Source organism: Amorphoplanes digitatis (assembly GCF_014205335.1).
GTDB lineage: Bacteria > Actinomycetota > Actinomycetes > Mycobacteriales > Micromonosporaceae > Actinoplanes > Actinoplanes digitatus.
Window position 1 is genome coordinate 8,580,690 of the sequence record NZ_JACHNH010000001.1, and the last position, 12,725, is coordinate 8,593,414.

The window sequence follows — 12,725 nt, forward strand, 5'->3', positions numbered from 1 at the left end:
CCGGATTCCGGCCGGGCCACGAGCCCTAGACGATCCGCAGCTCGTCGAGGTCGGTGCTTCGGCGCAGGAAGATCAGACCCACGCCGACCACCAGCATCATGAGCAGGAAGGCGCCGGCGCCGAGCACGAGAAGATCGCCGAAGGGTACGGGGACCTGCATCGTCACCACGGGATCCATGTGCCAGTACGGCGAGTTCGGGTCGGTGCACTGCTCCGCGGTCCCGTTGCAGCTTCCGCCCCCGCCGCCGGTGACCTCCGTTCCCAGGCCGCGCAGCAGGCTCAGCCCGACCGTGAGCGCCACCAGGATGGCCGGCACCAGCGGCGTGAGCGTCTGCCAGGCGATGGATTCGCCGAGGGTCCGGCGGGGGACGCCCGCCGCCACCAGCGCCGCGTAGGTCCGGCGCCGGGACACGATGCCCTCGCCGAGCGCGATCATGATCCCGGCCGCCGCGACGACCAGGCCGACGACGACGGCGACCCGGACCAGGTCCACGGAGTTCAGATAGAAGTCGGCGGACTCGGCGAAGCCGCTGTTGGCACCACCCCGCCGGTTGGCCTCGTCGGTGGCGGCGAACTCGGTGGTCATGTATGTGCGGTAACCGAGCACCCCGGCGCCGATGACCAGCGCGGCGAGCAGGGCCGACAGGGTGCGGCTGCCGTTCCACGGATCGGCCATGAGCTGCCGGCCCGCCAGCAGGGTCGCCGGCCGGCGGCCGAAGCGGTGCAGGAGGCGGCCCGCGGTGTAGCTGATCCAGCCGGTGCCGACGACGACGCCGACGACGGCGAGCAGGACCACGACGAAGCCGGCGATGATTATCAGGTCGCCACCGATCCGGCCGCCGGTGCGGGCCAGGAAGCTGCCGAGCGGCCGGATGACGATCGGTGCGAACACCCCGACGATGATCAGCACGCCGGGCCAGAGGCGCGGCGACTTCTCCCTGGTGCGGCGGACCACCCCGAGCGGGGTGATGATGACCCGGCGCAGCAGGAACGCGCCGATCAGCCCGGCGAGCAGCGGCACGAGCAGCAGCACCAGTGCGAAGGCGAACGCGGACGGCAGCACGTCGGTGGGCAGCCGCAGCAGGCCGGATGCGCTGCGGCTGTCGAGCAGCGACCGCAGCAGCAGAAAGACGCCGGTGCCGAGGACCGAGCCGAGCAGCGCCGCGGCCGCCGTCTCGGCGGCCGCCACGAGGACGGCCTGCCCGGGGGTCGCGCCGGCCAGCCGCATGGCGGCGAGCCGGCGGTCGCGGGCGGGGCTGCCGAAGCGGATGCTCTGCCCGGCCAGGAACAGCACCGGTATGGCAAGCAGCAGCAGGGTGGTCACCACGCCGGGCCGCAGGCCGGGCTCGGCGAGGAGCTGGCTGGCGTACTGCTGGTTCCACGAGTCGGAACCACCGTGCGGGTCGCCCAGCTCGGGGATCGCGACCACGGCCGCGGCGCAGAGCAGCACCACGGCGGCCAGCGCGGAGCTGACCGCGGTGAAGAGCATCCGGAGCACGTCGGTGCGGCCTCCCGCGACCGCCAGGCGGGCAAGCGTCGCCGGCCTCATGAGCCGACCTCGAGACCCAGGCCGGTCGGGTCGAGCACGCCGTCGCGCAGGCCGATCTCGCGGTCCGCGTACGCGGCGATCTTCGGCTCGTGGGTGACAAGCACGACCGAGGTGCCCTGCTCACGGGCGACGTGCACGATCTCGGTCAGCACCTGCTCGCCGGTGAGCACGTCCAGCGCGCCGGTCGGCTCGTCGGCGAAGAGCACCTTGGGCTCGGTCACCAGCGCCCGGGCGACCGCACAGCGCTGCTGCTCGCCGCCGGACATCCTGCCGGGCAGCTGGTCGGCGAGGTCGCCGACGCCGAAGCGGCCGAGCCACAGCGTCGCGGCCTTGCGCGCCTCACGCCGCCCCGAGCCGGCGAGAAGCAGCGGAAGGGCGACGTTCTCGGCGGCGGTCAGCTCGGGCACCAGCTGGCCGAACTGGAACAGCACCCCGAAGTCGGTGCGCCGCAGGCGGGAGCGGGCCGCCTCACTCCACAGCCCGATGTCCTGCTCGCGGTAGTGCACCTCGCCGGCGTCGACCTTGAGGATCCCGGCGAGGCAGTGCAGGAGGGTCGACTTGCCGCAACCGCTGGGCCCGGTGACCGCGACGATCTCACCCGCACCGATCTCGATGTCGATGCCCCGCAGGGCCGGGGTCGGCCCGTACGAGCGGTGCAGCCCGGTTCCCTTGAGTAGCGCGTTCATGCGTTCACCTCTCGGTGCAGCTCGGCGACGCGCAACAACGTGGTCTGCAACCAGGTCAGGTCCGCGTCCAGGTGGGCGATGGCGTAGTCGGCGGCGACGACGTCCCCGGCGGACGAGTCGGGTGCCGTCTTGACCGCGGTCAGCTCGCGCAGCCGGGTGGTGTGCGCGGCGCGCTGGGCGACGAGGTAGTCGGTCGCGGCGGTGGTGCCGGCGGCGAGCAGGCTGACGATGACCTTGGCGAAGAGGTCACTCGTCACGTACGGTGCCGGCGGCTCGACGGCGGCCAGCCACTCGCCGAGCTTGTCCCGGCCGGCGTCGGTGAGGGCGTAGGAGGTCCGTTCGGGCCCGCCCTCCTGGTCCTGGCCCGACTGCTCGACGAGCCCGTCCCGCTCGAGGCGCCCGAGCGTGGCATAGACCTGCCCGTACGCGAGCGGCTTCGCCCTGGGTAGTCGCTCGTCGTGCACCCGCTTGAGCTCGTAACCATGCTGGGGGCCGGCGGACAGCAGGCCCAGCAGTACGTGCGACGTTGACATGCCGACCACTATTCACTGAGTGAATAGCCGGGTCAAGGCCTCCTCCCATCGGACCTTTCATTACTTGCCGTGCGTCAACTAAAATCCCCGGGCACAACCACGCTCCCGTTCCACACTCGCCTCCCGGCGTGGAGTAGCGTTCGTGGCATAACTGGAGGTCCTGAATGTCCCTGACGGTACAAACGGAACAGCGCGGCGACATGGTCGTCGTGTCGGTCGCCGGCGAGCTCGACATGGCCACCGCACCACAGCTTCAGGACCAGATCAGCGACCTCCTGGAAAAGGGCCGCACGCAGCTGGTCTTCGACCTGGCCGAGGTCTCCTTCTGCGACTCGACCGGGCTGTCCGTCTTCGTGCGCGCGAAGAACAGCACCGACGACGCCGGCGGCGTCGTACGCCTCGCCGCCCCGCAGCGCGGGGTGCTGCGCATCCTCGAGGTCAGCGGTCTGGTCGAGGTGCTGCACACCTATCCGTCCGTGGACGAGGCCGTTACGGCCGGGCAGCCCGCGCTCGACTGAGCGCATACCCGTCATTTTCGCGTGTGAGCCGATCGGCGTAGTTTGTCGCTGACCGGCAGCGGGAAACCTCCTGCCGGCAACCCCTCGGCCCACGCGCGCAGGAGTGACTCTTGTCTATGGTCAAAGGCTTCAAAGACTTCATCATGCGGGGCAACGTCGTCGACCTCGCGGTCGGCATCGTCATCGGCGCCGCCTTCACCGCCGTCGTCACCTCGTTCACCAACGCCTTCCTGAAGCCGCTCATCCAGCTGATGGGCGGCAACAGCAGCGCCTCCGCCGGCGTCTGGAAGGTCGGCGAGGTCGAGTTCCAGTGGGCCGCCTTCGTCAACGCGGTCATCACCTTCCTGCTGACCGCCGCGGTCCTCTACTTCCTCGTGGTCTACCCGCTCAACCGCCTCGCCGAGCGCCGCAAGCGCGGCGAGGAGCCGCCGCCGGAGAACCCCAGCGAGGAGATCCGGCTGCTCACCGAGATCCGCGACGCGCTGGTACAGCAGCGGATCTCGCCGAGCGCGGCCGACGACCTCCTCGGCCGGCACCAGCAGCAGGACCCGCCGCGGCGCTGACTTCGAAAAGATCAACCCCGCCCGGCACTGTTCGAACAGATGTTCGATACAGTGCCGGGATGGAGCAGCGGAAGCACTGGTGGAACGGCAGATGGGGAAACGTCGCGCGTAAGGACGTCTACCTGCGAACCAGCGGCGACCAGTGGTATGTCGAGCAGCGGGCCGGCGGCGCGGACGGCGTCTCGCACTTCTTCGAGTACGACAGCGAGGACGCCGCGCTCGACATGGTCCGCGCGCTGCTGGTCGGCCCGGACGAGTGGCGCGAGCTGTCGGTCCGCCCGCCCTCCCGCTGACGGCCGGTCAGGCGGCCCGGCGCCCGCCGCCCGGCGGGGCCGCCGCGGAGGCGGTGAGCGGGCCGCGCGGCACGAGGCGGAGCCCGGTCGACGCCGGATCGCCGGCCTCGCCCTCCTCGACGAGGTGCCAGCCGCCGCCACCCGCCGCCCGGTCGCCGGGCGGGCGGGCCGACTCGCCGGCGGCCCGCGACAGGGCCACGACGATCAGGTACCCGAGGATCACGAAGCCGTGGCTGATCAGCCGCTCGCTGTCCACCCGGGCCGCCGACAGGTCGTTGACCGAGAGCAGCAGCAACATCCCCACGAACGCGGTGAGCATCGGGACCAGGCCGGTCGGCCGACTGCGGCGCAGGGCGATGAAGAGGAAGCCGGCACCGACGGCCACGTTCCAGGCCGCCGACTCGTGCCACAGGTGGCCGGGGGTCGCGTCCAGGCCGGAGTGCACGTGCAGGCTGCTCGCGCCGCCGCCGACCTGCGCCAGACCGAGGATGAGCTGCACGGCGCCGACCGCGGCCAGCGCGACGTAGAGCGGCCCGAGGGCCAGTAGGCGCCGGCGCCGGGGTTCGGCCGGCAGGGCCGCGACGATGGCGGCGCTCAGGTCGGGCACGTCCGCGGCCAGGCCGGTACTCGTCAGCCGGTTGACCGTGGCCGCCCGCTCAAGCCACTCCCGGCAGCCCGCACACCCGGCCAGATGCTCGTCGACCCGGGCCCGATCGGCCGGATCGTCCTCGCCGTCCAGCTGCGCAGACAGCATCTCGCGCCACCGCTCACACGCCATACCCCCATAGTCGCCCGGCGGGGGGCATTGGTTCCCGCGCGGGTCAGTGCAGATCGGGGCGCTGCACGCTGGGGCCGCCGAGTTGGCTGCCGGAACCGCCCATCAGCCGCTTACGCTCCCGAAACGCCCGCAGGTTCGCCGTGTTGCCGCAGGTGCTGACGTCGTGCCAGACCCCGCTGTTGTTGCGGGACGTGTCGAAGAACGCCGCGCGGCAGTCGATGTTGTGGCAGAGCTTGAGCCGGGACCAGAGGCCGGCCTGCTGGGCGAGCAGGGTCTCGGCCCACAGCGCGGAGGCCAGCCAGCGGGTGCCGCGGCCGCTGGGCACCATCCGGACCCAGCCGTCGGCGTCGGGCACCAGGCTGACCGGCACGTCGGCCGGGGGCAGCGCGCCGTCGGGCTCGGGCTTGCGGCCGCCGGCCAGGATGACCCCCTCGAACGTCGAGCGCAGCCGGCGCAGCGAGCGCATGTCGGTCGACGACAGCAGGAGGACCGGCGCCGGCAGGCCGACGACCCGGGACCAGGTGGCGAGCGCGTCGGTCAGCCAACGCTGCGCGTCGTCCGGGGTTCCGAGCAGGTCCGGGGCGTATGACATGGACGCCCGAGTGTTCAACAGATCCTGCAGGAGGGCGAGGCCGGCGGGCGCCTCGCGCACCCCGTGCCGGGCGCTTGCCTTCCATGACATAGGCGAAGAGTACTTGATTCTTTTTCACACCAGCATCCACCGGTCGCCTGACCGGCGCGTCCACGCAGCGTCTTGGCGTGCTGACCCATTGTTGATCAAGAGTCAATCACTACTTATATTAACTATTAGGGTTCTTAACCTTGTGCCGCGAGGCATCGATGACTGAGGATGTATAGCAGCGGCGCCGCCCCCCACCGCTCCCATCCCCAAGGACACCCCGTGGCTCGAAAACTGCTCAGGCGCGCCCTCGTGGCCGCGCTCGGAATCCTCACGGCCGGCTCCGTCGGCATCGCCGTCGCCGACGCCGCCGCGGCCGCACCGTTCAAGGTCCTCGCGTTCTACAACGGGACCTGGGACGCCGCGCACATCGACTTCGACTCCGAGGCCCGCGACTGGTTCCCCCGGGCCGGCGCGCAGTACGGCTTCACCTGGGAGGCGACCACCGACTGGAGCCGACTCAACGCCGGCGAGCTGGCCCAGTACAAGGTCATCATGTTCCTGGACGACGCGCCGCCGGCGGACCGCCGGGCCGCGTTCCAGCAGTACATGCAGAACGGCGGCGCCTGGATGGGCTTCCACGTCAGCGCGTTCACCACCGACGCGAACTCGTGGAGCTGGTACCACAACACGTTCCTGGGCTCGGGGAACTTCGCCACCAACACCTGGGGGCCGACCGCCGAGACGCTGCGGATCGAGGACCGTGGACACCCCTCCACCGCGGGCCTGCCCGCGACGATCACCTCCGCGGTCAGCGAGTGGTACTCGTGGAGCCGGGACCTGCGGCAGAACCCGGACATCGACGTGCTGGCCTCGGTCGACACGTCCAGCTTCCCGGTCGGCACCGACCCGAACCAGCAGTGGCGCAGTGGCTACTACCCGCTGATCTGGACCAACAGGAACTACCGGATGCTGTACACGAACTTCGGTCACAACGGCATGAACTACGAGACCAACACCCGGACCTCGTCGACCTTCGCGAGCGCACAGCAGAACCAGTGGCTGATCAACGGCCTGCTCTGGCTCGGCGGCGCGACGCCGACCACTCCCCCGACGACCGGGCCCATCAACCCCTCCCTCTGGTACTCGATCGTCAACGCGGGCAGCGGCAAGTGCGTCGACGCCCGCGCCGGCGGCACGACAAACGGCACGGCGATCCAGCAGTACGCCTGCAACGCCGGCAACGCCGGCAACGCCGGCAACGCGCAGCAGTACCAGTTCGCCACGACGGGCGGTAACTACGTGCGGATCAACAACCGGGGCAACAGCGCGCAGGCGCTGGACGTGACGAACGTGTCGACCGCCGACAACGCGCCGATTCAGACCTGGTCCTACTCGGGCGGCCTCAACCAGCAGTGGCAGCCGGTCGCCGAGGCCGGCGGCGCGTACCACTTCGTGAACCGCAACAGCGGCAAGTGCCTGGACGTGCCCGCGGCCTCGACCGCGGACGGCGTGCAACTCGTGCAGTACACCTGCAACGGCACCGCGGCGCAAAGCTTCCGGCTCACTGTGCGTTAGGTCGTCGCCGCGCAGACGGGCTTGACGGGGCCATGGTCACACTGAAAAGTTCTCGCGTGTGACCATGGCGTCGTCGAAGGGAACCTGGTGCGGAGAGCTCTGACGTATGCGGCCACGGTGATCACGATCGCCACGCTCGCCGCCGGCTGTGACGGCGGCGACTCCGAGCCGGCAGCCGCGCCCGCACCCGTACCGTCGACGGCGCCCGCCTCGACCCCCACGACGGCCCCGCCGTCCACCGAGCCGCCGTCCGCCGAGCCGGCGGCACCGACGGCCTCGCCGACGCCGTCGGCACCGGCGAAGCCGCAGAAGCTCAAGAGCGGCGCGAAAGGCGCCGAGGTCCTGGCGCTCCAGAAGCGGCTGAACGAGCTCGGCTACTGGAACGGCAAGGCCGACGGCACGTTCGGCGGGCAGACCCAGCAGGCGGTCTTCGCGCTCCAGAAGGCGGCGGGCCTGGGCCGCGACGGCGTGGTCGGCCCCAAGACCAAGAAGGCCCTGGACGAGGGCGTACGCCCCAAGGCGAAGAGCACCAGCGGCCGCGTCGTCGAGATCAACCTGAAGCGCCAGCTGCTGATGCTCGTCGACGACGGCGAGGTCAGCCAGGTCTTCAACACCTCCACGGGCTCGATGGAGCACTACGAGCAGAACGGCAACACGTTCCTGGCCGACACCCCGAGCGGCAAGTTCAAGGTGTCCCGGCAGATCGACGGCTGGCGGCACGCGCCGCTCGGCCTGCTCTGGCGCCCGAAGTACTTCAACGGCGGCATCGCCGTGCACGGCGCGAACAGCGTGCCGCCGTACCCCGCGTCGCACGGCTGCGCGCGGGTGTCGATCTCGGCCATGAACTGGCTCTGGAAGAACGACGAGCTGCCGCTCAAGACCCGGGTCTGGGTCTACTGAGCAGTGAGCAATTTTCAACCTGGCCTCGGGCCAGAGGTATCCGAGCCGTTGACCGCAGCCGGGAGTTGCCGCCCTGGCCACGTTGAAAAAGGCTCAGTCAGCCGTCGATCCGGGTGATGTTGCGGATCTTGTTGCTCGCGTCCAGCGCCGCGACCTTGTAGGCCTCCGACAGGGTCGGGTAGTTGAACACCGCGTCGACCAGGTAGTCGACCGTGCCGCCGCAGCCCATCACCGCCTGCCCGATGTGCACGATGTCGGTCGCCGCGGTGCCGAAGACGTGCACGCCGAGCAGCCTGCCGTTCTCGGGCGAGACGAGCAGCTTGAGCATCCCGTACGAGTCGCCGACGATCTGCCCGCGCGCCAGCTCGCGATAGCGGGCGATGCCGACCTCGAACGGGGTCGCGCTGTCGGTGAGCTGGTCCTCGGTCTTCCCGACGAAGCTGATCTCCGGAATCGTGTAGATGCCGATCGGCTGGAGCTCGTGCATCTCGCGGACCGGCTCGCCGCACGCGTGCTGTGCCGCGAGCCGGCCCTGCTCCATCGAGGTCGAGGCGAGCGCCGGGAAGCCGATCACGTCGCCGACGGCGTAGATGTTGTCGACCGCGGTGCGGTAGCTGGTGTCGACCTCGATCCGGCCACGCTTGTCCGCGCTCAGCCCGGCGGCCTCCAGGGCCAGGTCGTCGGTCTGCCCCTGCCGGCCGGCCGAGTACATGACGGTGTCGGCGACGATCTTCTTGCCGCTCTTGAGGATGCAGAGCGCGGCGGTCTGGTGCCGCTCGACGGCCGCGACCTCCTCGCCGAAGCGGAACGTCACCGACAGGTCGCGCAGGTGGTATTTCAGCGACTCGACGATCTCGTCGTCGCAGAACTCGAGCATCTTGTCGCGCCGCTCGACGACGGTGACCTTGGTGCCGAGCGCGGCGAACATGGAGGCGTACTCCATGCCGATCACCCCGGCGCCGACCACGACCATGCTGCGCGGCACGGCCTGCAGGTTGATGACGCCGTCGGAGTCGACGATGGTCCGGTCGTCGAAGTCGACGCTGTCCGGCCGGGCCGGCCGGGTGCCCGCGGCAATAATGATCTTGTCGGCGCTGACCTTGGTGTCGCGGCCACCGCCGCCGTCGATCCAGATCGCGTGCGCGTCGGCGAAGCGGCCGGTGCCGGTCAGCATCGCGACGTGGTTGCGGGCGAGCTGGTTGCGGATGACGTCGGTCTGGCGTGTGATCACGTGCTGGGTCCGGGCGGCCAGGTCGCTGACCGTGATCTCCTCCTTGACCCGGTAGCTGCTGCCGTAGAGATCGCGCTGGCTCAGGCCGGTCAGGTAGAGCACGGCCTCACGCAGGGTCTTGGACGGGACGGTGCCGGTGTTGATGCACACCCCGCCGATCATGTCGCGGCGGTCGATGATGCCGACCCGCTTACCGAGCTTGGCGGCGGCGATCGCGGCCTTTTGTCCGCTGGGCCCGGAGCCCAGTACTAACAGGTCGTAGTCGTACACAGTGACCAGCCTGTCAGGCTCTCACTGCCAGCGCTATTGCGCGTTTTCGCACATCACCTTGATCGGAACATCGACGTCCGGCGCGTGCCCGGGCGGCCAGGGCGAGCCGTAGAGCTCCGCGCACATCACCACGGTCATCCACGGCACCCACGGGCCGCGCAGCATGATCGGCTGGGCGCCCTGGAAGTAGAGGTTCACGGACCAGTCGAGCGGGTTGGGCTGCACGAGGATGAGGGAGCGGAAGTCGTACGACGCGCCGGCGAGCACCAGCCGCTGACTGGTGACGATCGCGGCCTGCCGCCCGTCGCCGCGCCAGCCGTCCCGCTTCTCGGTGCTGTGCTCGGTGAAGAAGAGGCCGCCGCTGGCGAAGATGCTGCTGGAGTAGTCCACCTTGGTGGAGAGGTAGGCGGACACGTCGACGAGGAACGAGCCGTACTGCTTCTCCCCGGCGCCCAGCTCGATCGTCGGCGCCACGGCGGCGGGGTGGCCGCCGCGCTGCACGAGCCGGACCAGCATGGACATGGAACGCCAGCCCGCGCCGGTCTGCTCGGCGTTGTACACCCGGGTGGACACCTTGGATTTCACAAGGAACACCCTGGCATGCCGAAATAGGCGATGACCAGTTACTTCGCCCGGCGGTGAGCTGAAATGTCCGTAGCGTGGAGGTTAGCTGGCCGAACGTCCGGTGTGTGCCAACGATGGACGGGACCGCCGATGGGGGACATCCGGCGTGTCAGATTTGATCATCCGGCCGGCGCGTGAATGGCCCTACGTGCGGGCGGCCCGGCGCAGGAACTCGGCGTTGGAGCCGGTCGTCCGCAGGTGGTCGAGGAGCTGTTGCAGGCTCTGCTTGCGGTCCTGAGCGCCCAGCGCCCTGCGGAGCTGGTGCATCAGGGCCAGCTCGGTCGGCCCGACGAGCGCCTCGTCGTGCCGGGTGCCGGAGCCGGTGACGTCGATCGCCGGGAACAGCCGGCCCTCGGCCAGCGCCCGGTCGAGCTTGAGCTCGGCGTTGCCGGTGCTCTTGAACTCCTCGAAGATGACGGTGTCCATCGCCGACCCGGTGTCGACGAGCGCGGTCGCGAGGATGGTCAGCGAGCCGCCGTTCTCGATGTTGCGCGCCGCGCCGAGGAACCGCTTCGGCGGGTAGAGCGCGGTCGAGTCGAGGCCGCCGGACAGGGTGCGCCCGCGGCCCGGCGCCGCCAGGTTGTAGGACCGGCCGAGCCGGGTGATCGAGTCGAGCAGCACGACCACGTCCCGCCCGGCCTCCACCAGCCGCTTGGCGCGCTCGATCGCGAGCTCGGCCAGCGCGGTGTGGTCGGTCGGCGGCCGGTCGAACGTGGCCGCGATGACCTCGCCCTTGACCGAGCGCTGCATGTCGGTGACCTCTTCGGGCCGCTCGTCCACGAGCACGACCATCAGGTGGCACTCGGGGTTGTTGTGGGTGATCGCGTTCGCCATCGCCTGGAGCACCATCGTCTTGCCGGCCTTCGGCGGCGACACGATGAGCGCCCGCTGGCCCTTGCCGATCGGCATGACCAGGTCGATGACCCGGGTGGTGAGGATGTGCGGCTCGGTCTCGAGCCGCAGCCGCTCCTGCGGGTACAGGGCGGTCAGCTTGTAGAAGTCGGGGCGGCGGACGGCCTGCTTGGGGTCCTCGCCGTTGATGGTCGCCACCTCGAGCGTGGCCGGCCTGCGGCCGCCCGGCACGCGGGCGACGCCGGTGATGTGATCACCGCGGCGAAGGCCGTGCTCCCGGAGCTGGCCGGGCGCCACCGCGATGTCGTCGGGGCCGGGCAGATAGCCCTCGGCGCGCAGCCAGGCCTTGTCGTCGACGATGTCGAGCAGGGCGTCGACCGCGACCTCGGCGCCCGGCGCACCGGGACCGGTGTCGACCGGCCGGTTGCGGGGCCCGATGCCGGCGGGCCGGCGACGGGTCTGTGCGGTACGGCGTCCGCCGGAGCGAACGTCGGTGTCAGTCATGGGGGTACTCCTCATTTCGGGGTGCGCGGAAACGCGCGAGCGAGGCTGCGAAAACAACGGGCTGACGCCCTGCGCCTCGAGAAGAAAGAAAACACCGGGGCCGGTCTCGGATAACTCGGCTGATTGGGACTCCCGGGGGCGGCTGTGCCGCCTACGCCCAGGTCCCGACTGGTTAAAAGTAGCGCGCCGGAGCGAACGCCACAAGCCGCCGAGCGGCGATCCCGTTACTCCCCGAATGCGTCCGGCGTCCCGTAAACGCCCTCGTGTCCAGCAAATCGCGTTGAACCACCGCGCGGGCCGGGGACATACTCGCGCCCATGCTGGATGAGCCGGACGGCCTGGATACCGCCGAACTGCTGGCCGGGCTGGAGCAGGGCTGGGGAATCCGGGCCCGGTCCGCGCGGTACCTGCCGGTCGGGTTCGGCAGCTACCACTGGACGACGGACGACAACTTCCTGACCGTCGACCGGGTCGGCGACGACCGGGCGTTCGCGTCGCTGCGGCGGGCGCTCGACGCCACGCTGGCCCTGCGCCGGGCCGGGCTGGAGTTCGTGGTCGCGCCGCTGCCGGCGCGGACCGGGCCGGCGGCGCTGCGGCTCGGCCACCGCTACGCCCTCTCGGTGTACCCGCTGGTCGACGGCGAGGCCGGCCACTTCGGACCGCACCGGCCCGAGGACGTACCCGAGGTGCTCGGGCTGTTGGCGCGGCTGCACCGCACCGCGGCGCCGGCCGGCGCCGAGCGCCTCGACCTGGCCCTGCCGGGCCGGGCCGGGCTCCTCGATCTCGGCCGGCCGTGGACGGGCGGCCCGTTCGCCGAGCGGGCGTGGCGGCTGCTGAGCGACAATTCCGTACGCCTGAGCGACATGCTCGCCGAGTACGATGGGCTCGCCGCCAAGGCGGAGGCCACGCCGGAGAGATGGGTGGTGACCCACGGCGAACCGCATCCCGGCAACCTGATGCGGACCGGGTCCGGCCTGGTCCTCGTCGACTGGGAGACCGTGCGGATCGCCCCGCCGGAACGGGACCTCTGGCTGGTCGACGACGACCAGGGCGACCCGGCCGCGGCGGCGCTCTTCCGGCTGCGGTGGACGCTCGCCGACATCGCCGGGTACGCCGCCGAGCTGCGGCGACCGCACGAGGCGACCGAGGACGTCACCGCGTCTTGGACCTACCTGAACAGCTACTTCGCCTGAATCGACGCCGGCCCGCACCGCGTACGCGATGCGG

13 protein-coding genes and 1 pseudogene are annotated in these 12,725 nt (G+C 70.6%); 6 read left to right on the top strand and 8 right to left on the bottom strand.

Going from position 1 to position 12,725, the window contains the following annotated elements:
- Positions 1–25 precede the first annotated feature (25 nt).
- From BJ971_RS37980 to BJ971_RS37990, 3 genes are read right to left on the bottom strand one after another with little or no spacing between them, the layout of a single operon-like run.
- The gene (locus tag BJ971_RS37980) at positions 26–1,549 is read right to left on the bottom strand and encodes an FtsX-like permease family protein (RefSeq protein WP_184998117.1); all 1,524 of its coding nucleotides are present in this window, start codon (positions 1,547–1,549) and stop codon (positions 26–28) included.
- Positions 1,546–2,235 carry an ABC transporter ATP-binding protein gene (locus BJ971_RS37985; RefSeq protein ID WP_184998118.1) on the bottom strand — a complete coding sequence of 230 codons (690 nt, stop codon included), beginning with the start codon at positions 2,233–2,235 and terminating at the stop codon, positions 1,546–1,548. Before BJ971_RS37985 ends, BJ971_RS37980 begins: the two co-directional genes overlap by 4 nt.
- Complete coding sequence (locus BJ971_RS37990; protein ID WP_184998119.1) at positions 2,232–2,768, bottom strand: PadR family transcriptional regulator; 537 nt, start codon at positions 2,766–2,768, stop codon at positions 2,232–2,234. Before BJ971_RS37990 ends, BJ971_RS37985 begins: the two co-directional genes overlap by 4 nt.
- A gap of 164 nt (positions 2,769–2,932) precedes the next feature.
- On the opposite strand from BJ971_RS37990, the gene BJ971_RS37995 reads away from it, so the two are divergent.
- The 3 genes from BJ971_RS37995 (at position 2,933) to BJ971_RS38005 (ending at position 4,142) form a co-directional block, all read left to right on the top strand.
- The gene (locus BJ971_RS37995) at positions 2,933–3,286 is read left to right on the top strand and encodes an STAS domain-containing protein (RefSeq protein ID WP_184998120.1); all 354 of its coding nucleotides are present in this window, start codon (positions 2,933–2,935) and stop codon (positions 3,284–3,286) included.
- Positions 3,287–3,402: 116 nt separating this feature from the next.
- Positions 3,403–3,849 carry a large conductance mechanosensitive channel protein MscL gene (gene mscL / locus BJ971_RS38000; protein ID WP_184999314.1) on the top strand — a complete coding sequence of 149 codons (447 nt, stop codon included), beginning with the start codon at positions 3,403–3,405 and terminating at the stop codon, positions 3,847–3,849.
- Between the two features lie 59 nt (positions 3,850–3,908).
- Entirely contained in the window at positions 3,909–4,142 is a 234-nt protein-coding gene (locus BJ971_RS38005; protein ID WP_184998121.1) for a hypothetical protein, read from the top strand.
- A 7-nt stretch (positions 4,143–4,149) separates the two neighbouring features.
- Here the strand turns inward: BJ971_RS38005 and BJ971_RS38010 are convergent, their stop codons facing one another.
- A complete protein-coding gene (locus tag BJ971_RS38010) occupies positions 4,150–4,920 on the bottom strand; it encodes a zf-HC2 domain-containing protein (protein WP_184998122.1) in 771 nt (256 codons plus the stop codon).
- Between the two features lie 43 nt (positions 4,921–4,963).
- Positions 4,964–5,602 (bottom strand): CGNR zinc finger domain-containing protein, encoded by a 639-nt coding sequence (locus tag BJ971_RS38015; RefSeq protein WP_184998123.1) that lies wholly within the window; start codon positions 5,600–5,602, stop codon positions 4,964–4,966.
- A gap of 219 nt (positions 5,603–5,821) precedes the next feature.
- On the opposite strand from BJ971_RS38015, the gene BJ971_RS38020 reads away from it, so the two are divergent.
- Both BJ971_RS38020 and BJ971_RS38025 read left to right on the top strand, forming a co-directional pair.
- Complete coding sequence (locus tag BJ971_RS38020) at positions 5,822–7,117, top strand: ThuA domain-containing protein (protein WP_239087573.1); 1,296 nt, start codon at positions 5,822–5,824, stop codon at positions 7,115–7,117.
- An 87-nt stretch (positions 7,118–7,204) separates the two neighbouring features.
- A complete protein-coding gene (locus tag BJ971_RS38025; protein ID WP_184998125.1) occupies positions 7,205–8,017 on the top strand; it encodes a L,D-transpeptidase family protein in 813 nt (270 codons plus the stop codon).
- 97 nt (positions 8,018–8,114) lie between these two features.
- Here the strand turns inward: BJ971_RS38025 and sthA are convergent, their stop codons facing one another.
- The 3 genes and pseudogenes from sthA to rho all read right to left on the bottom strand — a co-directional run.
- Positions 8,115–9,518, bottom strand: coding sequence for a Si-specific NAD(P)(+) transhydrogenase (gene sthA / locus BJ971_RS38030; RefSeq protein ID WP_184998126.1), 1,404 nt, complete (start codon positions 9,516–9,518; stop codon positions 8,115–8,117).
- A gap of 33 nt (positions 9,519–9,551) precedes the next feature.
- On the bottom strand, positions 9,552–10,103 hold the full coding sequence (locus BJ971_RS38035; RefSeq protein ID WP_184998127.1) for a hypothetical protein: 552 nt from the start codon (positions 10,101–10,103) through the stop codon (positions 9,552–9,554).
- A gap of 183 nt (positions 10,104–10,286) precedes the next feature.
- Positions 10,287–11,474, bottom strand: a pseudogene (rho, locus tag BJ971_RS38040) (transcription termination factor Rho); the annotation flags it as partial.
- 341 nt (positions 11,475–11,815) lie between these two features.
- Between rho and BJ971_RS38045 the strand changes: the two are divergent.
- Positions 11,816–12,691 carry a phosphotransferase gene (locus BJ971_RS38045; RefSeq protein WP_184998129.1) on the top strand — a complete coding sequence of 292 codons (876 nt, stop codon included), beginning with the start codon at positions 11,816–11,818 and terminating at the stop codon, positions 12,689–12,691.
- Positions 12,692–12,725: the final 34 nt, after the last annotated feature.

Excerpts from the sequence above, each read along its gene's own strand:
- BJ971_RS37980 (WP_184998117.1), bottom strand. The coding sequence starts at position 1,549 with ATGAGGCCGGCGACGCTTGCCCGCCTGGCGGTCGCGGGAGGCCGCACC.
- BJ971_RS37985 (WP_184998118.1), bottom strand. The coding sequence starts at position 2,235 with ATGAACGCGCTACTCAAGGGAACCGGGCTGCACCGCTCGTACGGGCCG.
- BJ971_RS37990 (WP_184998119.1), bottom strand. The coding sequence starts at position 2,768 with ATGTCAACGTCGCACGTACTGCTGGGCCTGCTGTCCGCCGGCCCCCAG.
- BJ971_RS37995 (WP_184998120.1), top strand. The coding sequence starts at position 2,933 with ATGTCCCTGACGGTACAAACGGAACAGCGCGGCGACATGGTCGTCGTG.
- mscL (WP_184999314.1), top strand. The coding sequence starts at position 3,403 with ATGGTCAAAGGCTTCAAAGACTTCATCATGCGGGGCAACGTCGTCGAC.
- BJ971_RS38005 (WP_184998121.1), top strand. The coding sequence starts at position 3,909 with ATGGAGCAGCGGAAGCACTGGTGGAACGGCAGATGGGGAAACGTCGCG.
- BJ971_RS38010 (WP_184998122.1), bottom strand. The coding sequence starts at position 4,920 with ATGGCGTGTGAGCGGTGGCGCGAGATGCTGTCTGCGCAGCTGGACGGC.
- BJ971_RS38015 (WP_184998123.1), bottom strand. The coding sequence starts at position 5,602 with ATGTCATGGAAGGCAAGCGCCCGGCACGGGGTGCGCGAGGCGCCCGCC.
- BJ971_RS38045 (WP_184998129.1), top strand. The coding sequence starts at position 11,816 with ATGCTGGATGAGCCGGACGGCCTGGATACCGCCGAACTGCTGGCCGGG.